This window comes from Nocardia coffeae (genome assembly GCF_019890715.1).
GTDB classification, from domain to species: domain Bacteria; phylum Actinomycetota; class Actinomycetes; order Mycobacteriales; family Mycobacteriaceae; genus Nocardia; species Nocardia jiangxiensis.
This window is the reverse complement of the sequence record NZ_JAINZY010000001.1, coordinates 439,568-462,527: the sequence shown is the minus strand read 5'-3', so window position 1 is coordinate 462,527 and position 22,960 is coordinate 439,568. Positions and strand designations below refer to the sequence as shown.

General features: G+C 66.6%; 14 protein-coding genes. 7 read left to right on the top strand and 7 right to left on the bottom strand.

Features of this window, described 5'->3' with window-relative positions; all coding sequences use genetic code 11:
• Complete coding sequence (locus K7711_RS01955) at positions 1–2,319, bottom strand: serine/threonine-protein kinase (RefSeq protein WP_222964303.1); 2,319 nt, start codon at positions 2,317–2,319, stop codon at positions 1–3.
• Between the two features lie 131 nt (positions 2,320–2,450).
• A complete protein-coding gene (locus K7711_RS01950; protein WP_222964301.1) occupies positions 2,451–4,004 on the bottom strand; it encodes an amino acid permease in 1,554 nt (517 codons plus the stop codon).
• A gap of 177 nt (positions 4,005–4,181) precedes the next feature.
• Here K7711_RS01950 and K7711_RS01945 point away from each other — a divergent pair, with 177 nt between their 5' ends.
• Positions 4,182–4,937 carry a MerR family transcriptional regulator gene (locus K7711_RS01945; RefSeq protein ID WP_222964299.1) on the top strand — a complete coding sequence of 252 codons (756 nt, stop codon included), beginning with the start codon at positions 4,182–4,184 and terminating at the stop codon, positions 4,935–4,937.
• Between the two features lie 37 nt (positions 4,938–4,974).
• Here K7711_RS01945 and K7711_RS01940 read toward each other — a convergent pair whose 3' ends face one another.
• The 5 genes from K7711_RS01940 to K7711_RS01920 form a co-directional block, all read right to left on the bottom strand.
• Positions 4,975–5,280 carry a WXG100 family type VII secretion target gene (locus K7711_RS01940; RefSeq protein WP_222964297.1) on the bottom strand — a complete coding sequence of 102 codons (306 nt, stop codon included), beginning with the start codon at positions 5,278–5,280 and terminating at the stop codon, positions 4,975–4,977.
• A gap of 100 nt (positions 5,281–5,380) precedes the next feature.
• Complete coding sequence (locus K7711_RS01935) at positions 5,381–5,842, bottom strand: YbaB/EbfC family nucleoid-associated protein (RefSeq protein ID WP_222964295.1); 462 nt, start codon at positions 5,840–5,842, stop codon at positions 5,381–5,383.
• Between the two features lie 61 nt (positions 5,843–5,903).
• On the bottom strand, positions 5,904–6,587 hold the full coding sequence (locus K7711_RS01930; RefSeq protein WP_222964294.1) for a hypothetical protein: 684 nt from the start codon (positions 6,585–6,587) through the stop codon (positions 5,904–5,906).
• 64 nt (positions 6,588–6,651) lie between these two features.
• Complete coding sequence (locus K7711_RS47275) at positions 6,652–8,157, bottom strand: hypothetical protein (protein WP_235746516.1); 1,506 nt, start codon at positions 8,155–8,157, stop codon at positions 6,652–6,654.
• Positions 8,158–8,228: 71 nt separating this feature from the next.
• Entirely contained in the window at positions 8,229–9,842 is a 1,614-nt protein-coding gene (locus K7711_RS01920; protein WP_222964292.1) for a hypothetical protein, read from the bottom strand.
• Positions 9,843–10,274: 432 nt separating this feature from the next.
• Between K7711_RS01920 and K7711_RS01915 the strand changes: the two genes are divergently transcribed.
• From K7711_RS01915 to K7711_RS01890, 6 genes are all read left to right on the top strand, one after another.
• Entirely contained in the window at positions 10,275–10,772 is a 498-nt protein-coding gene (locus K7711_RS01915; protein ID WP_222964290.1) for a YbaB/EbfC family nucleoid-associated protein, read from the top strand.
• A gap of 17 nt (positions 10,773–10,789) precedes the next feature.
• Positions 10,790–17,404, top strand: a complete 6,615-nt coding sequence (locus tag K7711_RS01910) for a WXG100-like domain-containing protein (RefSeq protein ID WP_222964288.1) — start codon at positions 10,790–10,792, stop codon at positions 17,402–17,404.
• A gap of 50 nt (positions 17,405–17,454) precedes the next feature.
• Positions 17,455–19,962 carry a hypothetical protein gene (locus tag K7711_RS01905; protein WP_222964286.1) on the top strand — a complete coding sequence of 836 codons (2,508 nt, stop codon included), beginning with the start codon at positions 17,455–17,457 and terminating at the stop codon, positions 19,960–19,962.
• On the top strand, positions 19,959–20,765 hold the full coding sequence (locus tag K7711_RS01900; protein WP_222964284.1) for an ESX secretion-associated protein EspG: 807 nt from the start codon (positions 19,959–19,961) through the stop codon (positions 20,763–20,765). The genes K7711_RS01905 and K7711_RS01900 overlap by 4 nt, the downstream gene beginning before the upstream one ends.
• 36 nt (positions 20,766–20,801) lie before the next feature.
• Positions 20,802–21,095, top strand: a complete 294-nt coding sequence (locus K7711_RS01895) for a WXG100 family type VII secretion target (protein WP_222964282.1) — start codon at positions 20,802–20,804, stop codon at positions 21,093–21,095.
• Between the two features lie 208 nt (positions 21,096–21,303).
• Positions 21,304–22,950 (top strand): hypothetical protein, encoded by a 1,647-nt coding sequence (locus K7711_RS01890; protein ID WP_222964280.1) that lies wholly within the window; start codon positions 21,304–21,306, stop codon positions 22,948–22,950.
• The last annotated feature ends 10 nt before the right edge of the window (positions 22,951–22,960 follow it).

The window sequence follows — 22,960 nt, the reverse complement described above, 5'->3', positions numbered from 1 at the left end:
CTACCACCACGATCGTGGCCGCAGCCGGTTGGCCAGATCGATCAGCGCGTACCGCTGCAGGCGGCGCGGGGTGGTGCGGGCGATATGACGCAGTGCCAGTTCGATTCCCTCGCGCAGCGCCTCGTCGGAGTAGTTCAGGTCCAGGATCGTCGACCCCGGGGCCGGGGGAGATCCGCCGCGGCGCAGCCAGTCCAGCGCGGCGCTGAGCACCAGCACCCGCAACTGGTGCAGTCGGGGCTCGTCGTGCAGACCGTGCAGGTGTGTGGCGGCCGCGTCGAGATCCTCGCGGGTCAGCTCGTCGGCCGGACGGGTCACCAGCAGCAGGCAGGCGGTCATCCGGGCGACATCGTGGTGGCGCGAGGTCTCCGGCATCTGCTGCAGCGTGGCCACGGCGGCGCTGTGGTCCTTGGCCTCGGCCAGGCAGCGAGCCAATCCGAAAGCAGCGCTGGCGATCCCGCGATTGGAGCGCCACACCGCGCGGTAGTGATCGGTCGCCGCGCGCTCCCACCGGTCCGCGTCCTCGGGCTCGGATTCGAGCAGCAGTTCCGCGGTCGCGGCCAGGGCCAGCAGCGGCGCGGCCTCGCCGGGCACCGAGGCGGCGACGAGATCGAAACGCGCATAAGCCTTGTCGTAATCCGCGTCTACGAGATCGGCGACCGCGGCATACCATTCGATGCGCCAGTCGATCCGGTATCCCGTGCGCAGCGTGTCCAGTTTCGATCGCGCGTATTTCACTTCACCCAGGTCCAGATAGGCGCGGACCTCGGTCAACGCGCCTTCCAGTTCGAAGGTGTCCGGCATGGCGATCTTGCCGATGCGCATGTTCTCCCGGCCCTGGCGCAGGGTGTCCAGCGCCCGATGCGGATCGCCGTGCAGCAGCGGCGAGAGCAGATCCGCGCTGGGATCCTCGCCGTCGATCAACGGAACCGGAAGGGCAGCAGCCACATTCGCCGCGTCCAGCTCGGGCGTGCGGCGCACCCCGTCGGCGATGGCATCGGTCTGCCGGAGCAGCGTCTCGATGCCGAAATCCCCTCTCGGAGCGCTGAATACGGTGGATACCTGGGGATACTCCCGACCGGTGTCCTCGGCCAGGACCGCGCGCAGCACGCCGAGCAGCTGCCGGTACAGCGCGTAGGCGGACGGAAAGCGCTGGGCGGGATCGGGATCGGTGGCCCGGTGCACCAGCCGGGCGAAGGCCGGATAGCGCTCGAGCACCGATCCGTCCTGCGACGAGGGGATGCCGGGAAGTTTGTGACCGTGCGCATCGGTCGGCATGCGCATGGTCAGCGCGGCCAGGGTGCGCCCGACGGTGTAGATGTCCGAGGCCACGGTGGGGCCGGTGCGAGTGAACTCGGGCGCCTGATAACCGGGTGTGCCGTACAGACTGCCGCCGGATTGGCGAGCGGCCACCGCGCCCAGGTCGATCAGTTTGACCTCGTCCTCGCTGACCATGATGTTGTCCGGCTTGAGGTCGTTGTAGGCCAGCCCGAACGAATGCAGATAGTCCAGTGCCGGAAGCACTTCGAGCATATAGGCCACGGCCTCGGCGACCGGCAGGAATTCGGGGGCGCGCTCGTCCAGTTCGGTCTTGAGGGAGCGCCCGCCGACGTACTCCATCACGATGTATCCGCACGGGATCCCGTCCGCGCCACGGTGTTTGACGAAGTTGTAGATCTTCACGATCGCCGGATGCGCCATCTCGGAAAGGAATTGGCGTTCGGCCAGCGCCACCACGTGCGCCTCGATGTCCAGGGGATTCTGCAACCCCTTCAACACCACCCAGCGCCCGCTGACGTTGCGGTCGCGGGCCAGGAAGATCCAGCCCATCCCGCCGTAGGCCAGACAGCCGCGCACCTCGTACTGGTCGGCGACCAGTTCGCCGGGTTCGAGCATGGGCCGGAAGTTGAACGGGGAGCCGCACTGCGCGCAGCTTCCGGCCGACACGTCGTGCGCCGCGGAACTCGCCGTGGGTTCGGCCGCGCTCTCCTCGGATCGCCCGACCGGCTGCTGACATTTCCAGCAGAAGCGTTTGTCCTCGGGCACTTGGGGATCGCGCAGCACCGCCGCGGTCGGATCGATCGGATTCACCCGCGGCAGCGAGATCAGCCCGACACCCACCCGCCGCACCCCGGGACGCGAGCGTCGCTCGGTGTCCGGTTCGGCCGGAACCGAATCCTCCTGTCCCGTCCACGAACTGGGCTGGGTGACCACCGCGCGCCGGGTCGCCCAGCGGTAGGACGTATCGGCGGCCTCGCGCAGCTGGCGCGTCGCCCACGGAGGTGGACTCGGGTGGCCGGGCGGGCTGGAATTCTCGGCCATTCGTCTTCTCAGAACCTCGAACCTCGCAGTGACCCGGAAACCCCACCGCTCCGCAGCCGGAGTGATCCGTACTGCGGAGCGGCGGGGACCGGTCCCGGCGGTGTTCCGGTGGTTACCGGAATCGTCGGGTATCAGTGCGATTGTGCCTCATCGTCCGGGCTCGCGCTCGGACTCGAGCTCGAACCGGGCAGCCTGGCCTCCCGATTCTCCATCGGACGCTCGGCCAGGACCGGGAATTGACCGGTGTAGCCGACCCGTGCGTTGGCCAGTTCGATCACCCGCTTGCGGGCCAGGAACCAGCCGCCGATCATCAGCGGGAACACGATCACGACCATCGCCAGGACCGCACCCCACTGCGTGCGATCGCCGCTGAACACCATGATCAGCACGACCGCCGCGAGGAACGCCAGCGTGGCGTAGCTCGTGTACGGGGCGCCGAACAGCCGGAACGACGGCCGCGACATCTTGCCCTGCTTCGCCCACCGCCACAGCTGCAGCTGGCACAGCAGGATCGCGGTCCAGGCGAACATGGTGCCCAGCGCGGACACGTTCATCACGATGGAGAACGCCTCCTTCGGGACGACCGCGTTGAGCCCGACACCGATCAGCGCGACGCAGCCGGTGGCCAGGATGCCGACGTAGGGCACGCCCCGCGAGGACATCTTCGAACCGATCTTCGGCGCGCTGCCGTTCATCGACATGGACCGGATGATGCGACCGGTCGAGTACAGACCCGCGTTGAGGCTGGAGAACGCCGCGGTGAGCACCACGAGGTTCATCGCCGTGCCGGCGCCGTGGATGCCCAGCTTGGAGAAGAAGGTCACGAACGGGCTGGTGTCGGGGTCGAACGCCTTGAACGGGATCAGCAACGCGAGCAGCACCAGCGAGCCGACGTAGAACAGGGCGATGCGGGCGACGACCGAGTTGATCGCGCGGGGCATGATCTTCTCGGGGTTCTCGGCCTCACCGGCCGCGGTGCCCACCAATTCGACTGCCGCGTAAGAGAACACGACGCCGGTGACGGACAACGCCAGTGGCCAGGTGCCGTTCGGGAACAGACCGCCGTTGTGACTGATCACCGTCCAGCCGGTGGTGTCGCCGTCCAGCTTGAACCGCCCGGCGAGGAACACCACGCCCAGGACCAGGAATCCGACCAGCGCGACGACCTTGATGATCGCGGCCCAGAACTCCATCTCACCGAACCACTTCACCGAGATCATGTTGATGCTCAGCACGATGGCCAGCGCTACCAGCGCGATCAGCCACTGCGGGATGACCTTGGTGGCCCCCCAGTAGTGGACGTAGGTTGCAATGGCGGTGATGTCGGCGATACCGGTCATGCACCAGTGGAAGAAGTACATCCAGCCGACGCCGAAGGCGAGCTTCTCCCCGTAGAACTCGCGCGCATAGGAGACGAACGAGCCCGAGGACGGCCGGTGCAGCACCAGCTCGCCCAGGGCGCGAAGTATGAAGAAGACGAAGATGCCGCACACCGCGTACGCGATGAACAGTCCCGCGCCTGCGTCATGGAGGCGTTTGCTGGCACCCAGGAACAGGCCCGTGCCGATGGCGCCGCCGATCGCGATCATCTGCAGCTGGCGAGGCCGAAGCGCCTTGTGGTAGCCCTCGTCCTCCGCGTGCAGGGAATGTGCCTGCGTCTCCGGAGGAGGTTGAACTGTGGTCATGTGCGGGACCTTCCTTAGTGATGCCGATCATACCGCTGTGTGGTGTAACGTACCGCTGATAAATGGCACATGCAAGAGGTAAGTTCATATGTAACGTCATGGAAACCCATGGCTCTCACCGAAACCCGGTGGTTACGGGCACTGTGGACACGGGTTTCCATATGGTTTCCTGGAGGTATGGCTGTGGAATCGGAGTTCACGATCGACGAGTTGGCGCGCGAGGCCGGGATGACCGTGCGCACGCTGCGCGTGTACAACGAGCGCGGTTTGCTGCCGCCCCCGCAGCTGAAAGGGCGCACCGGCTTCTACAGCGACGAACATCTGAACCGGGTACGGATCATCAGCCGGTTGCTCGATCGCGGCATCAAGCTCAACGGTGTGCGTGATCTGCTCGAGGCGTGGGATCGCGGTGACGATCTGGCCGCGGTGCTCGGCGTCAGCGCATCCACCTCGCCCGCGCCCGCGGCCCCGAAACCTGTTGCCGTGGCGGCCGAAACCACGGTTGCCGCAACCGAACTCGCCGAACGCTACAGCGAGATCCCGAACGGCCTGGCCCGCGTGGTGGCCACCGGCCTGTACGAGCCGCTGGATGCCACCACGTACCGGGTCAAGGATCCGCATCTGGTCGACATCGCCGCGCAGCTGATGGGCGCGGGCGTGCCGCCGACCCGGGTGCTCGACGAAATCGAGCGGTTGCGAGACGATTGCGACCACATCGCCCGGCAGTTCGTGGACATGTTCGAGCGGACCGCGGTGCGGGAGTTCCGCCGGTCCGATCGCAAATCGCAGGATGTGGCCGAACTGGTCGGACACCTGTCGATGACGCGGTCGATGCCCGGCCGGGTGGCGGGCGAGCTGATCGGTCAGTACGTCGCCCGATATCTCGACCACGTCACCCGGGAACTGGGCGACATCCTGCCCGACGGCGTGTGAGTCGCGCGGGCCGATCGGCCCGTGGCGGCGCACGCCGCTACTGCGAGGAGTCCTTCTCGTTCTGCTCGAAGGTGTTCGCGGAGTCCCGCAGGTTGTTCGCGTTGTCGGTGAACACGGTCACCAGCTGGGAGAGTGTGTTGAACATCCCGTCGCGATTGGTGATGTAGCCCTTGTCGCCCTCGGCGAACCTCTTGCCGTTCTTGTCGTCGCCCCAGGGCGCGCCCTTGGCGCCGCTGGCGGACTGCAATCTGTCCAGGAGCGCCTTGGTGCTGGCGGAGACGTCGTCGAACTCCGTGGCGGCCTTGCGCAGCCCGTCGGGATTCAGTTCTACCGGTTCGCTCATGACTCCACCTCGCTGGCGTTCGGTTCCGGCATGCGCGATGCGCGCTGCATCAATGGTTCACTCGCAAGCTCGTTCACGGGTCCTCGCTCTCACGGGCAGATCAGTCGTCGTCGGATACCGACCAGGGCTGGGCCTGGCCCGACTGCTCCTTGTTGCGCGCCGAAGGCGGATCGAACGACGCACGTTCGGGTTCGGGCACCTTCACCTGCAGATCCGGCAGGTCCGCGACGATCGAGGACAGGCTCGGCAGCCGGGAGCGGGTCTTGCGCACCGGCGCGATCAACTCCTCGGCCCGGCGGGCGACCGAGGCCGCGGCATCCTGTGCGGCCTCCAGCACCGCCGCGGCGATCTCGTCGTAGTCCAGATCGTCGATGTCATCGCCGAACACGATGTCGATCGGCACACCGTCGGCATTGCAGGTCACCTCGACCCGGCCCTCCTCGGCGGTGGCGGTGGCGACGAGCTCGGTGCGCTGACGCTGTGCGTCGGCGATCGACCGGATGTGGGTGTTGACCGTGTCCAGCAGGTCGGCGAGGTCGGCCTTGGCTCTCTCGTTACTCACGACAGCGAAATCTCCTCGTGCGGAAACTCGTCCGAGTTTACCGCGTGAACGCCGCTCGGGGTCAGCGAAGATTGAACTCATAGGTGGCGAAACGCTGTTGATCGGTGCCCGCGTCCTCCCACTGGAAGGTGTGTCGCCCGATGTGGCCCAGGCGGATCCGGGTGTCGGCCATGATCTGGAAACCGCTGCGCCGGGCCCGCTCACAGAACGAGTACTCCGCGCTCATGTACCAGTGCTCCGTCCCCTCCGGCAGCACCATCGGCAGGAAGTACGGCACCGTGATGCGATCGAACTGCTTGTTGCACACCGGAAGTTCCTCGTGCACGATCATCTGCTCGTAGACCGTTCGCTGGGTGTAGCAGAAACCCATTGCCGCATAACGGATCTCCATCAGTCCGCCGCCCTCGCCGAAGACGACCCGGGGGGTTTCGGGCAGCAGTTTGCAAGCCAGCTCCCGCCGGCCCTTGCGCGGGTAGATCCCGCACACCACCGGAAGATCGTGCTCGCGCAGCATATCCACCGAATCCGCGTCGAAGCCGATATCCGAATCGATCCACATCAACGCTTCGTAATCGTCCATCAGCGCGTCGGTCGCCAGCTGACTGCGCCCCTGATCGATCGCGGCGTACCTGGGCACCGCACGGACGTGATAGCCGCGTGCCTCGAGTTGCGCCAGCCCCCGGGCACATTCGGGCTCCAGGTAGCCGCTGATCGGCGCCAGCACGACGCAGCGGGACGGATCCATCGAAGTTCACTCCCTCGTCGAAACATGTTCGCTGATCTCCGCACCGCCGAGGCGGTCGCGGGGATCAGAAGTTGAAGGTGAAGCTGGCGAACCGTTCCTGGGAACTGCCCGCATCCTCCCAGCCGTAGGTCCGTCGCCCGATGTGGCCCAATCGGATCCGGGTGTCGGCCATGATGGCGTAACCACAGCGCCGGGCGCGCTCGCAGAACGCGAAATCCTCACCCAGATACCAGAAGTCCTCGCCCACCGGGACGGCCATCGGCAGGAAGTACGGGACGACCGGGCGCCCGAAATGCTTGTTGCATGTGGGCAATTGCTCGTGCTGCTGGATCTCGTCGTAGATCTCCCGACGGGTGTGCAGGAATCCGGTTGCGCCGTACTTGATCTCGGCCAGTCCGCCGCCCTCGCCGAAGGTCAGCCGCTGGGTACCCGGCTCGAGGTGGACCACCAGCTCGCGCTGCCCCTTCTTGGTGTAGACGGCGCAGGAGATCGGCAGGTCCAGGGTGCGCAGCTGCATCACCGCCTCGACCGGGAAGGACATATCGGCATCGATCCACATCAGTTCCTCGAACCCGGCCGCCAGCGCGTCGGTGGCCATCTGGCTGCGGACCTGGTCGATACCGGAGGCGCCGTACAGCCGCCACACCGGGTAACCCTGTTGCTCGAGCTCGAAAAGCCCACGCGCGCAATCGGGCTCGATACTATCGCCCACCGGCACCAGGATCACGCAGCGCGCGGGATCGAGGCGTTCGCGGGTATTGGAGGCGACCCAGAACGGGTCCAGCCGCGGCCGCGGCGCGTCCGGTGCGTCCGGATCGGCCGCGACCTCCCCGCGCACCTGCGGTTCGACGGGGGAGAGTTCGCGCGCGTCGATGAACCGCCGATACTCGACGATCCGCGGATCCACGTCGGGCAGGTCGTCGTACTCCTCGGTGCCTTCCAGCTCGATGAGCCGGGCGAACAGCTCGAGCTCCTCGTCCGTGGCGGGCTGCAGAATCGCGCGCGACCGGACGTTGCGGACCGACGCGTGATCGATGACGGCGATGTCGTTGTCGCCGAGCATGGTCGGCCACAGTGCCGCGAGGCCGAATTCGGAGACCCTCGCGACGAAATCCGGCAGGCAGCGATTCAGGAATTCCCGGCTGAAGCAGGGCGCCATGGTGCCGACGTAATTCGTGTATCGCAGTACATGATCGGGAACGACCCGGTTGATCTCGTGATCGACATAACTGTCACTGGTGAGCGTGGGTTGCGCCAGTGCCAAGGAGTATTCGGCACAGATATCGAACATCGCATTGATCGATGCCATATCGGTCTGGAGATCGTCATCCGGAACCCATATGTGGTCGTACTGTTCGAGTGCATCGCCCAAGCTCTGCGCCACCTGCCGTACCACGGGCCATTTCGTGCCCTCGAAATCCATACGCACCACGTGCGGGCTGCGGAAGCGTTTCGCGTCGGCGCCGGTGTAACTGACGATCAGATCCCAATTCCGATCGCCCGGACCGGTCAGCCAGGACTCGTGCTGCGATATTTCGGTGGCTCGGACGATGACAAGGTTACGTCGCACAACGACAGTATTACACCGGTCGTCGAACTCCGCCTGTGCGCGTTGGAGGTCGGTGACGTCGGGAAACTCACTCACGAATTCGGTCCGGACACCGGTGGTGCGTCGTCCGGCTCCGGCTGTGCGGCGGGCTCTTCCTGCCCCGGGCTCGCCCACGCCGGTGCGGCGGTTGCCGAGGCATCCGCGCCCGCGGCGGGCGCCTCCGGCTGCGGCTCCGGCTCGGCGGTCGCATCCTTGGGCGGGTGCAGATGGTAGGTGTAGGTGGCGTAGCGGGGGGAGTCGGTACCGGCCTCCTCCCAGCTGTAGGAGTTACGGCCGATGTGGCCCAAGCGAATTCGGGTGTCGGCCATGATCGCGAAACCGTTGCGCCGGGCCCGCTCGCAGAAGGCGAAGTCCTCACCCAGATACCAGGGGTTCTCGCCGTCGTCGATGACCATCGGCAGGAAGTACGGCACCGTCGGGGTGCCGAACTGCCGGTTGCAGGTCGGAAGTTGTTCCGCCGCTTGGATTTTCTCGTAAACACTGCGCTTGGTGAGCAGGAATCCGGTGGCAGCGTACTTGATTTCGAGCACCCCGCCGCCCTGGCCGAACACCAGTTGTTCGGTTCCGGGCTCGAAGTGCACCACGAGTTCGCGCCTGCCCTTCTTCGCGTAGACCCCGCACACCACGGGCAGATCCAGTGCGCGCAGCCGGTTCACCGCGTCGGCGGGGAAGTCGATGTCGGCGTCGATCCACATCAGTTCTTCGAACCCGGCCGCCAGTGCGTCGGTGGCCATCTGGCTGCGCGCCTGATCGATCGCGGAGGCTCCGTACAGGCGCCACACGGTGTATCCCTGCCGTTCGAGTTCGAACAGGCCGCGGGCGCAATCGGGTTCGATCTTGTCCGCGACCGGGACCAGCACGACGCAGCGCCCCGGGTCCAGCACCTCCCGCGAGGGGGCCTGCCACATCAGACGGCGGCGAGTCAGGCTCGCCGGTTCCGGGAAACCTGCGGGGATACCGCGATACATCACCTGCGGCTGCCGGAAGATTCCCTTGCGGGCCATGTAGGCCTCGTATTCCTGCCGCGGATCCTCCACCCCGGCCTCGCGCACCGCCGCGTACAGCGGACCGCTGCCCTGGGCCCGGCTGTGCCGCATCGGGACCGCGTCGAGAATGGCGATATCGCCCTCGCCGAGCATGCTCGTCCACACGTAGTCCATGCCCCAGCCCGACTGGGTCTCACCGAACTCCGCGACGGTGCGGCGCAGGAAGTCCCCGCTCAGGCAGGGAGCCATGACTTCGGCGAAGTTGGTGTAGCGCAACGTGTATCGCGGATCGAGCCGGGTGATCGGGTGGACGATGGAACTGTCCGGGGTCAGGGCGGGCTGGGCCAGCGACAGCTTGTACTCGGCGCAATAGTCGAACATCAGGTTGACCGATGCGGTGTCCGCGTCGATGTCGTCGTCCGGCAGCCAGATGTAGTCGTACTGGTCGACCAGGGTGGCCAGATTCTGGATGAGCTGCCCGAGCGGCGGCCACTTCGGACCCTTCGCATCCACTCGCACCACGTCGGGCACCCGGTAGCGATCCGGGTCGTCACCGAAGTAGCTGACGATCAGGTCCCAGTTCCGATCCACCGGCCCAGCCAGCCACTTCTCGTGCATCGACGTGTCGCCGGCTCGGACAATGACAAGATTGCGTCGCACCGCGTCAGTATTGCATCGTCCGGTCGGGCGTGCCCGCGGCCGTCGTCCGATCCACCGGCCCGGGACCAGCCGCGTCGTGCGCTGGGAGGGTGTTTCGGGATGCCGGGACGGCGGGCGGGGTCGTGGTGTGTGCGAGGTCACGTCGAGACCTGTTGGCGTCCAGGACATCTCGCCGACGCTGTCGATTCGTCCAGAGTTCTCTGGAGGTTTCCCGGGCATTTCGCGCGCTGTTCGTGGTGACGTCATGTGACGACAGATCGGCTGGGCAAACTTCGGCATTGCGATGCGAAACCTGCCGCGAACCGGCCATGATGAACGTTAACAATGGAAGCGGGACCAACGATCCGGATATAGCTGAGGGTGCGCCGGGACAAGCGTCTCGACGTGCGGCTCAGTGGGTTCGGCCGTAGCATTGATCCGTGGAGGTTGCCGATGAGCAATGAGCGATTGCAGGCCGATGCCGCAATGATGATGGAGGCGTTCTCCGAGCAAATGTCCGGCATCGCTGAGATCCAGCGCAATCGGTCTCGGCTCACGGCCACCGTTACCGCATGCGACAAGCGCATCACGGTCACCGTCAATGCCGACGGCATCCTCATCGGAACCAAATTCGCCGACGACATCAAGGATCTGACCTACGAGGAGATCGCCACCGCGATGACCCAGTCGGTCCAGGCCGCCTCCGCCAAGGTGCAGAAGATGGCCCGCGAACTCATGGAGCCGCTGCGCGAGCGCAAGGACCGGCTGCCGCGGCTGTCCGAATTATTGGAGGGCGCACCGGATCTCGGCGAAATGATGCCGCTGGTCCCGCCCGCGTCGACCGCCCCGCCCGATGCCGCCGAACGTCGGCGCGAGGAGGAGCCCACGATGGTCTACGGTGACGTCGAGGATGTTCGCCCGCGTTCGATGATCAGTGACGTCGACCGGTAGGTGCGGGTTGTACCGTTATGAGCCTCTATCTGCCTCCGGAGCTTCGATGGTTGGGCTACGTCGCGGGAACCGAATGGCCCGATGGCGATGAAGATGCCATCTGGGCGGTCTCGCATATCTGGAAGGACGCCGCGGAGGGACTGCGCGGCGTCATCCCGGAGATCCAGTCCGCCAAGGGCGTAGCGGTCTCGGCCTACCCGCAGGGCACCGGCGGGGAGAACATCGCGGGCATGTTCGACCAGATCCTGCAGGGTGACTCCTCGGTGGAAACCCTTGCCAAATATATGGATTCGGTGGGCGACGCCGCGTTCGACATGGGCACCCAGGTCCAGGCCGCCAAGCTCATGGTGATCATCTCGCTGATCATGCTGGCCATCGAGATCGCCTGGGCGTGGCTGTTCCCGCCGACCGCGCCCGCGGTGGAGGCGGCCGAGATCGGCGCCACCCGCGCGGTGGTCCGGTTCCTGGCCAGGATGATCGAGGATCAGATCGTCGCCCGGGTGCTGCGGATCTTCGGTGAGAAGTTCGCGAATCTGGCCAAGGGCTGGGTCGCGCGGATCCTCGAGTCCGCGCTCATCTCCGGCGGCGTCGACGCCGCCGTGCAGCTCGGCCAGATGGCGGACGGTAAGCGAAAGAGCTTCAACGCCACGGAGTTCGGCGTGGCGATGGCCGGCGGCGCCGGAGTCGGCGGGCTGAGCAAGACCTTCGGCAACTTCTTCGGCAAGCAGGCCTCGAAGTTGTTCGGGGACATGACCAATCCGTGGATGCGCACCGGTCACGGCATGCTCGTCGGCGCGGCGGGCGGCGAATTCGGCAACGCGGTCACGAACCTGGTGGCCGCGGGCATCACCGGTGACTGGGAGGGCACCTTCGGCAACGGCGCGGGCTGGGCCGGTGGTGCGGTGCGTGGCGCCCTGGGCGGTGGTCTGGGCGGGTACCGCGGCATCGTCGCACCGCCCGGGTCGCACACCTTCGAGATCGGATCGTTCTCCCCGAAGGGCGGTTTCGAGAACACCTTCACCCGCGGCGGGAGCGATGATTCCCCGCCGACCTTCCCGACCGGATTCCGCGGTGACAGTTCGGAGTTCACGCCGGGCGGATCGAACGGATTCCGCGGCGGCAGTTCGGATTTCATGCCGGGCGGCTCGAACGGCAACCGGGGCGGGAACTTCGACGAGGAGCATCCGAACAACCAGCTCACCGTCACCAACGGCAACACCAACGGGCGCGGCTTCAGCGACTCCAACCAGACTCCGCCGGCCAATCAGAAGCCGACCACTCCGGCCGGATCGACCCAGAACAACACACGGCCCGAGTCCAATTCGACCAACGGGCAACAGCGGTCCGATCCACCGGCGAACGAGACCTCGGGGATCACCGGGGGGAATACCAAGAAGCCGCCCACCGAGGGCACCGAAACCCCGCTGAATCAGAAGTCCGAGGTCACCGATGGTCCGGTGACTCCGTCGAATCAGAAGTCCGAGATCACCGACGGTCCGGTCACTCAGTCGAACCAGAAGTCCGAGGTCACCGACGGTCCGGTCATCCAGTCGAACCAGAAGTCCGAGGTCACCGACGGTCCGGTCACTCAGTCGAATCAGAAGACCGAGGTCACGAACAACACCACCACCAGCACCGGCAACCAGGTCCAGCGAACCACGACCACCACGACGACCAGTTCCAGCAGTACCTCGCAGTCCTCGCCGATCCGGTCGTCCTCGACCTCGAACACCGGCGACGGTACGACAGCGCGTCCGACGCTGCGCGTCCAGACCGACATGACGGCCTTCAATCTCGCCCGCCAGGGCGACGAACTGGTGAGCCCGGTGTCGGATACCTCCCCGTGGAACTCCGAAGACCTGTCGCCGGTCAGCCCGATCACCCCCAAGGCCACACCGTCGTTCTCCGGCGGATCGCAGTTCGGTTCGGACTTCACAACGAATTCCAGTACGGCGCGGCCACTTTCGTCCTCCGATACGGGTTCGACGAGCACGCCGGTCCGCGCCTCGAATTCGCTGGGGTCCAACACCGAAACCGGCGGCAGCGGGACGCGCAACCCGATCGCGGCCTCGGTCAAGAACACGCCGGGTGGCGGCGGCACGTCCCTGCAGAGCGGACCGCGCCCGACGGTGAGCGTGACCGGCGACGGCACCTCCACGCCGACACGCGTCGGCGGGACTCCGGCGACGGGTTCGTCCAATACGGGTTCGTCCAATACAGGCAACTCCGGTGGCCGCCCGCTCGGCGACAGCAACTCCACCCCCTCCGGCGGCGGCCGCAGTTCGAACGACGATCCGGTCACCTCCGGCAACGGCCCGCGCGCCGGGGTCGGCGGCGGATCGAACCGGTCCGATCAGACTCCGTTGTCCCCCTACGGATCTCGGACCGAAGACGGCGGCGGTGGATTGCACAACGAACCCAACCCGGGGAACACCCGCAGCGGTTCGAACGATGACGACAACAACCCCACCTGGCGGCGGAACAAGGACGGCAGCATCACCGTCCGCCTCCCCGACGGCACCGAGGTCCAGGTGCAGGACGGCTTCGTGTTCATCGGCGTGCACGGCGGCGCGGATGGCGGCCGAGGGCCGTCCGCGCACAACTTCGGCCGGGACGGTTCGGTGCGGTTCCCGGGTACGGACGGAGCCAACGTCACGGTCAAGCCGAACGGCGAGACCGAGGTCACCTCCTCGGGCGGCAAGAAGACCACCTACCGCCCGGACGGGACCAAGGTGGAGTCCGAGCAGGGACAGCCCACCATCGTCACCACCCCGGACGGCACTCAGCACACCGTCCCGACGAACAAACAGAGCTGGACCAGGAACGACGACGGCACCACGACGGTGGTCTCGCACGACGGCACGCGGCACACCGTCGACTCCGAGGGCAACATCACGGTCATCCGCCCCGGCGAACTGCACGGGATCAAGGTGTCCGCGGACGGCGAGACGGTTCGGTTCGTCGGCCCGGACGGCCACGAAAGTGGCAGTCCCGCAGGCAAACCCGGCAAGGGTGCGGGAAATTTCGAGGAGCAGACCTTCGGTCGCCCGGACCGCACGACGCACACCACGCTGTCCGGCGGCGGGGTGCGCACCACCGGCCCGGACGGTTCGACCACCACCGTGAAACCGGACGGCACAACCGAATTCGCCGGACCGTCGGGGCATACCACCACGCACAGCCCGGACGGCGGCAAGGTCGAATTCGGTCCGGGCCGCCCGACGATCGTCACGCATTCCGACGGCAGCACCCACACCGTGCAGTCCGACCGCGGATCCTGGAACAAGAACTCCGACGGTGATCTGCTGGTCAGCTCCACCGACGGCACGACGCATCTGATGAAATCCGACGGCGGCCCGATTCCGGTGGGGCGCAGTGCAAACGACCCGCATCGGTTCACCATCCACCCGCCCGCACCCCCGGAGAAGCCCAGCTTCATCAGCCGGATCACCCCGGGTTCCTCGACACCGAAGACCAACGATCACAGCGTCGAATTCTTCGGCCAGAACGGGAAAACGGTCACGGTCGAGGCGCAGCCCAACGGCACCGTCAAGGCCACCAACTCGGACGGCTCGACGGTCACGATCAAGCGCAACGGTTCCGCGGACTTCGTCAGCGAGGACGGCACGAAGACCGGATTCGGCTCCAGCGGAAGGGAATCGGGCTCCAAGTCCGGCTGGCAGGGCACCTTCGCGGCCTGGAACAAGAGCGGCGGCGAAATACACATCACCGCACCGGACGGGACGCACTTCACCGTCGACAAGGACAAGAACATCACGTTCGGGCATCCGGGCGATCCGCAGCGCACGATCACCATCGATCCCGATCGCTCGATCTCGTTCGACCGGCCGGACACCACGACGCATTCGATCGGCCCCGACGGGACCGTGCGCACCAAGACCCCGGACGGCACCGTCAGCACCATCAAGACCGACGGCACAACGCATTTCGAGGAGCCCAACGGCCACACCACGCTGTCCAAGCCGGACGGCACCGTGGTGCAGAAGGGGCCGGACTCGCCGACCGTGGTCTCGATGCACGACGGCACCGAGCAGACCCTGCATTCCGACGGCGCGGTGACGGTGAAGGATCCGGACGGCACCACCCACGCGGTCGCCGACACCTCGAATCCGCTGGGCGGGCGCAAGACCACCTATCCGGACGGCTCGACCACGACCGTGCCCAAGGCGCCGGAGCCGTCGGGGTTCCAGGAGCGGATGACCGGCCCGCAGCGACCGCCGGTGACGCTCGACCGTCCCGACGGCACCGGACTGCGGGTGGACGCGAAGGGCACGGTCAAGGTCACCGACCCGAACGGCACCACCTTCGAGAAGGACGCCAAGGGCAAGGTGACCGTCACCGGTCCCGACGGGGAGGCGCTCAAGGGCGGCTCGCCCATCGAGTCGACGCACGGGACGGTCAAGCTTTCCAACGGCTCGACCCTGGAGAACACCTCCAACGGGTTCAAGGTGTTCCACGGCGACTCGGTGTCCGAGGTCGGCAAGGGCGGGGTGAAATTCACCGATCTGGAAGGTGTTTCGCGCGAGACCAGACCGGACGGCATGGTCGGGATCAAGCATCCCGACGGGTCGCTCCGGGAGATCCGCTCGGACGGTTCGGTGCGGGTCACCGACAAGGACGGCACCTCGTCGGGCAGCCGCCCGGACGGCACCACGTGGACCGTCGACGAGAACGGCAAGGTGCACGTCAACGATGCCGACGGCGTGAAACTGCCGCCGCGCGACCGGGACAGCCCGTTCGTCGAGGGCGGCGATCTGACCACGAGGTTCCGTTCGCGGCTGGTGCTGCCCGCACCGCCGCCGGATCCGACGATGTTCATGGCGCTGCCGGGGCCGGAGGCGATCCAGTTCATTCCGGAGCAGGATCTGGTGCCGCCGCCTCCGCCGCTGCCCCCGCCACCACCTCCGCTTCCGCTTCCACCACCACCGTTCCAGCCACCGCCGTTCTACTGGAATCCGCCGTGGACCAGCAACTGGGGCGGCGGAGGTTACGGCGGCGGCAACGGGTACGGCGGTGGTAACGGGTACGGCGGTGGTAACGGGTACGGCGGCGGTAACGGCCACCACTCCGGCGGCCCGGATCTGTCCGGTCTCAACGACGCTGCCCGACGGGCGGCCCACGATCTGGCGGGTGTGTCGGGTCCGTCGTCGGCTGCTGCCCAGCAGGCCGCCGCCCGCGAGGCGGCGGCTCACCAGGCCGCCGCCGCTGCCCAGCGGGCCGCGGCCGCGCACCTGGCCCAGGGGCTGGCCGGGTTGCAGGGACTGAAGTCCGCGCAGCTGGCGGGGCTGTCGAATCTGTCGAATCTGCCGGGACTCTCGAGTCTGGGCGGGCTGTCCGGACTGTCGCCGTCGCAACTGTCGGGGCTGGCCGGTATGTCGCATCTGTCCCCGCAGGCGATGTCGGATCTGCTCGGTTCGATGGGTGGCGGCGGTCCGCTCGGCCTGGCGAACATGCTGTCCGGATTGAACGGACCCGGCGGGCTGTCGGGGCTGAACAACATGCTCAACGGGCTCAACGGGTTGTCCGGACTGAACGGCCTGTCGGGGCTCGGTGATCTGACGGGGCTGGGCAATCAGGGATCGTCCGGCCTGGGCGGTCAGGGATTGTCGAATCTGCTGAATTCGGCCAGTCCCGCCCTGAACGCACTGCTCAACGCGCTCACCGGGCAGAACGGTCTGCAATCCCTCTCGGCGCCCGGCCTGCTGAATGCCTTGGGGCAGAACCCGCTCGGTTCGCAGAACACCCCGGGTTCGGGCGGGGACGGATCGTCCACCGGGACGGGTTCGGGCAGTGACGGGACCGGTTCGGGCACGGACGGAACGGGTTCCGGCAAGGACGGGACCGGATCCGGGACGGACGGAACGGGTTCGGGCACCGACGGGACCGGATCCGGGACGGACGGAACGGGTTCGGGCACCGATGGAGCCGGATCCGGTACCGACGGAACAGGTTCGGGCACCGACGGAACCGGATCCGGCACGGACGGAACAGGTTCGGGCACCGACGGGACCGGCGGTCAGCCCGGGTCGCAGTACGGCTCCGAGGCGAACAAGTCGATGGCCGACGTCACCGGCGACGACGGCAGCAATGGGGCATCGAACGGCGCCTCGCACGACGGTTCCCCGGGGTCGCTGGGCGACGGCACGAGTTCTCCGGATCCGACGAATCAGAGTGACCAGACACCGCAGAACCCGGACGGTTCCGACGACCAGAGCATGCCGAGTTCGGCAGGTTCGGGATTCGGCGGTGCGGGCGGTGGTGGTGGTATGGGCGGTATGGGTGGCGGCGCGGAGACGGCCGAATCCAAGGGCCCCAAGGATCGCAAGAAGGACCGCAAGAAGGACGACAAGCGAAAACGCAAGCGTCCCAAGGCAGTCCTGATGCCCTCGCCGGACGAGGAAGTCGAGGTCGAGCCTCCCGAGGCCGATGTGGACGTCAAGTTCAACCTCGGCGAACCTCTACTGCCGCAGGCGGGTTCGCGAGATCCTGATAAACAGAGGGCGAAGCCGAAGCCGAAGGCGACGCCCGTGACGACGATCTCCGAAGGCGGGCCGAAGGCTCCCGACGGCGAACCGAGGGCCCCGGGGTTGAGCTACCGGGATTCCGATTAGGGCAGCAGAGCTCGGCACACTTAGTGACTTTGATGAGGGAGTAGGAAGAGATGGCTGACGGCACCGGCACCAGCGGTACAACCACCGGTGGCCCTGGAGATACGACGCCCCAAGATTCGACGGACTGGACCAATCTCCACAACTGGGCCAGCAGCGATCCGCCGAGCCTGACGCTCAACACCGACAAGGGTATGAGCGCCGACTTCCAGGTGTTCAAGGACAGTGCCGCGGCGATTCACGAGCTGATCAAGCAGCTGGACACGTACCACAAGTACATCACCGACAACCAGCTGAACGCCATCAAGCCCATCACGAACTACGCGCTGGACCCGGCCGGTCCCCAGCTGACGAACATCTACAACCAGAAGGGCACCACGATCCTCACCGGGATCGAGGGCCTGCAGAAGATCCTGACGAATATGCAGGACACGTTCATCGCGGCGCTCAAGGCCTATCAGAAGACCGAGGGGCAGACGGTCGACGACTTCACCAGCATCAGTAATGCCGCGCTGAAGAGCGATCCGACCGTCAATCCACCGGACCCCTCGCAGTTCTCGGTGGGCAGCGGTGATATGCCGGACGCGCCCACGACTCCGCTGAACCACGACACCGGTCAGACGGTGCAGATCAACGATGCCAGCTCGTGGACTTTCGACGATTTCTACTACTTCGACCGGTCGATGATCGGCAGTGACTGGAATACCGACGCCGCGAGCGTCCGTTACGGGTGGCTGGCCACGCAGATGGGCAACAGCTTCACGTCCGTGACCCAGCAGTTGTCGAAGATCACCGGCGACATGTGGACGGGCACCGGAGCGACCGCGGCCATGGCCGCGGTGCAGCGTTTCGAGAACGGCGCCATGGCGTTCAGTAACAGCATCAGCGAACTGTCCTCGGTCCTGAAGTACACCAGTGGTTTCTTGAAGGCCACATTCGATCAGATGCCCACCGCGCCCCGGTCGGATTGGTGGGTCGCAGACTGCACCATCAAGAAGTGGCGCAACAAGGCCCTGGATGCGTACAACAACGACTACAAGGTCGGTATCCAGAATGCGATGAAGGCCCTGCCGTACATCACGGTTCTGGGTTCGGGCACCGGAAATACCAGCTCGAGCGGCTCGAACAGCGGTAACGGCAGTGGCAGCGGCGCCGCCAGTGGTAGCGGTGCCGCCAGCGGTAGCGGTGCCGGAAGTGGTTACGGCAGCGGCGCCGGCAGTGGTTATGGCAGCGGCTACGGCAGTGGTTATGGCAGCGGTACCGGAAGCGGTTATGGCGGTGGCGCCGATTCCGGTTACAACGCAGGGTATTCCGCCGGTTACGGCGCGGGATATTCCGCCGGTTACGGCGCCGGGTACTCCGCGGGTTACGCCGCCGCCGCGGCCGCCGCGGGCAGCGGGAACGGCAACGGCAACGGCTACGGCGCTGGTGGTTCGACCGGCGGCGCTGGTGGTGGTTCGACCGGCGGCACCGGCGGCGGGTACGGCGGTGGCGCCGGTGGCGCTTCGACCGGCGGCACCGGCTCCAGCTACGGCAGTGGCTACGGCGCAGGCAGCAGCACCGGTGCAGGACAGAGCAGCGGCGGCACCGGTGGCGGCACCGGTGGCGGCTACGGCGGCGGCGGCGCCGGTAGCTACGGCGCGAGCAGTCCTTACGGCGCCTACAGCGGGGCCGGATCGAGTGCTGGTGCGTACGGCGGCGGTGGCGGCGGTGGCGGCAGCCAGGGCGGCGGCGGCAATGCGGGCGGCTACACCGGCGCCATGGGCTCGGCGTACATGGCCGGTTACTCCGCGGGCCTGGCGGCCGCATCCGGTATGGGCGCCTACTCCGGCATCGGCGCCTACTCGGGGCTCGGTGGCTACTCGGGTATCGGCTACTCGGGCGCTTACTCCGGATACGGGAACGGCAGTGGCGCGTACGGCAGCGGATACGGCTCCTACGGTTACGGCAGCGGCTACGGCAGTGGTTACGGTTACGGTTCGTACGGCCTGAGCGGTTCGGGTTACGCCGCGGGCTACCAAGCGGGCTACTCGGCGGGCTACCTGGCCGCCGAGAACGCGCTGGGCCTGTCGGGCGCGTCCCCGTACAGCGCGCTGTCCGGACTGGACAGCCTGGGCAACACCCTCGGCGGTGCGCTCTCGGGCCTGCTGCCCTCGCTGCTGGGCGCCGCGACCTCCGGTATGGCTGGTTTGCCCGGCATGTTCAACAACGCGTTGAGCAGCCTCGGCCAGGGCCTGACCCAGGCCGGGGAAGCACTCGGCGGAGCGGGGCACGACATCTCGAATGCCGTTGGCGCCGCGCTGGATCCGAACGGTTCGCCGGACGTGTCGAAACTGTTCCCGCGTGCGGCCGGCTCCGATACGCCGTTGTCCACCGAACATGCCCTCGACCCGAATTCCGCGAACGGACCGAGCATGCCGGGTATGCCCGGACCCATGGGAGGCAGTCAGCAGGCCAACAGCAACAAGGAACACAAGCGGGCGAAATACCTCGATGGCGCGACGAATCTCGATGAGATCCTCGATCCGGTCGACAAGGTGAGGCCGGTGATCGAGCCGTGAGCCTGTCGTGGACCTTCACCGGCATCGAATTCCAGGTGCTCTGTGAAAAGTACCGGGGTGGCGAAATGCCGGACCCGCTGTTCTGGACGCTCGACGAGCACATGACGATCGACAAGTCGGCGGCGCTGAAAGCCGATGTCTGGCAAGAGTTGCGGGCGAAATGGGATCCGTCCTGGGACTCGATGATCGACGTCATGTGCGCCCCGGAGATCTACATCCGGCTGCACGGCTGGGACGAGCGCGATATGGACAACGGCAAGAAGAACATCTACATCCATTTCGCGCGCAGTGGCGCACAGGCGTTCAAATTCGAGCAGAAGCCCGGAAAGACGTACTGGCACACCGACGGATACATCGTCACCGAATGTGATCCGCGCAGCCTGGCATCCGAGGTGGTCAGGTCGCTGCCGCCGACCGAGGCGGGCAGTCAGTCCAGCACCCCGATCATCATCGATCCGGCCGAGCACGTCGGGCACGGCGGCGGAAGTTTCTTCAAGGACGACGACGAGGATCCGCCCGCCGTCGCCTCCACGAAGTTCTTCAACATGCCCGCCAGCAAGACCGGGACGCTGCGCGTCGTCCAGGGCCGTTCGAAATTCGGCCCGCGCGGCATCCAGGAGACCAAGTTGCTCTGGCGCGATGTGATCGGCGACGGCCGCTATGTGATGAACATGGACGACTCTCCGGTGGCCGTCGGCATCGGTCGCAACGCGTTCGCGAACAAGATCCAGCAGCAGATCGACAATTTGATGGAGCGGCTCGATACCCATTGGGAGAGTGGACGTCCCGAGGATCGCTGGTAATGCGGTCACCGAGGACGATCAGAGAGGGAGAATTCGATGAGTAAACCGGTCGAAGTCGACACCGCGAAACTGCGGCAGGCCGCGGGAACGATGAACGATGTCACCAGTCGGGTCACCACGATCGTCACGACCCTGAAGAACGGCCTGAACGCCAAGGGATTTCCCTGGGGTCACGACCATTACGGCAACAAGTTCACCGAGGGCGACAGCGGATACACCAACTCCAGCAAGAACCTCGTGCAGGGTGCGGACAATATGGTCGGCTCGCTCGGCAAGTTCGGCACCGGTATGACCGACGCCGCGCAGAAGATGGACGATATGGACCACTAGTTCCGGTTCGGGCCGGTCGGCGCCTCGTCCGGCCCGAGACCCGGGAAGTGTGGTCTTGCCCTTTCGGCCGTGGCCGTTTTCGAGATATTGGCTCGTCGTTCACGTCGATCGGCGATACCGTTGAATAGCGTGACGGCCGGTGACACGGCATGATTGCCCCTGTCCGTGATGAGGCAGGCCGTTGCGGCATACAGGAGGGTTCGAGGACATGACCGATCCGCACGAGGAAGCGTCGAAGGGCCAGGAAGCCCCCGACGTCACCTTCAGCCTGGGCGGTCTCCTGGGCGGGGGTACACCCGGCGCCGCCGGACCGTCCGCCGACGCGGGTGCGGGCGCCACGCCCACGCCGCAGGCCGGTGCCGAAGCGCCGCTGGACATCTCGCTCGTGGACGAGGAGGTGCCCGGTGAGTCGACGCCCGCACCGCAGGCCGCTGCCGAGGAACCCTCCTCCATCGAGCAGCAGGCGACCCAGCTCGCCCACACCATCGCGCGCGAACTCGCGGTTGCCGGTCCGGAAGGCTGGAAGCGGCTCGAGGCGTACTTCGCCATCACCGTCGCAGGCGGGGTGACCTACACGCTGTACTACGACGACGCCGATCGGGTGGCCCGGCGCGAACCCTCCTCGGAGATCATCGATCTGGTGCAGATGCAGCGCGAGGTTTCCGCGCAGCTCGGCGACGGTCCGTGGTGGCGGATGGAGATCCGGCTCGATGTCACCGGTCACGTCGAGGCCGATTACGACTACGGCGACGAGCCGTTCCCCGAGGATCAGATGCTGGTCCCGGACGCGTATCTGGCCGACCTGCAAGCCTTTCCGCGCGAGCGGGTGCCGGTGTGGCTGGCCGCGTACGTCGGGCACGACAACCGGCAGTGGCGTTCGCCGCAGCAGGCCGCGCAGAACACCCGCGCGGAGCAGGAGGCGGGCGTGGTCCCGGTGCCGTCCTACGACGACTTCCCGGTGCTGCCGGTGTTCTGGTCGCGCTGGGCCGCGATCGCCGCGGCCTTCGTCGCGATCGGTTCGGACTGGGGTCCGCGGGTGCTGCCCGCGCTGGGCGTTTTCGAGGGCTCCTCGCGCAGCGGTTCGACGCTGTACATCCTGCCGGGCGGGCGCGCGGTGTTGTCCGGCGGCGTCTGGGACGCTCCCGCGCTGGATGCGGCGTACAACGACGGCGAACCGATGCCTGATCTGTATTCCGGTGCGCCGGAATGGGTTGCGAACCAGGTGCTGAACCCGCGCGCGGCGCGCGGTCTGATGTCGTTCTGCTACTGGTGGGACCGCGACGGCTGGTACCGCGGCGAATCGCCGACCTCCGACAGGATCAGCGCCGCGATCCCCGGCGTGTGGTCCGCGGATACGGTCGCCGACGTGGTGTGCGGTGTGGTGAGCAACGATCCGAGCAGCGCCCAGCGTGCCGCCGCGGTGAATCTGGTGGCCGCCGCCGAGGCCGGCGTGGTCACCCGCGAAACCCTCACCGCCCTGTTCGACGACCCCGCCGACGATATCGACGGCGCGCTCTACCAGCTGTCGCTGGCGGGCCTGGTGACCGACGATCCCGTTGCGCTGTCCCAGGATCGGGCCATCGCCCTGGTGCGCGAGCACATCCTGAGCCTGGACATCGACACCACCAACTACCCGCTCGAGGACCTGGTCGCCGAGCGCCTGAACGTCGGCTGGATGGTCTTCGTCCCGGTCCCCGAGGGCGAGATCGCCATCGGCCGCGCGATCTTCTACATCGCCGACGACGGAGTCATCGAACAGTCGTCTTCCTCGACCGCACCGTCGGTGTACGCCACCGGTTTCGAGGAGCGTTTCAACCAGCGACAAACAGGTGCGGCAGCCGATTTGCGCATTTGATCAGGAGGGG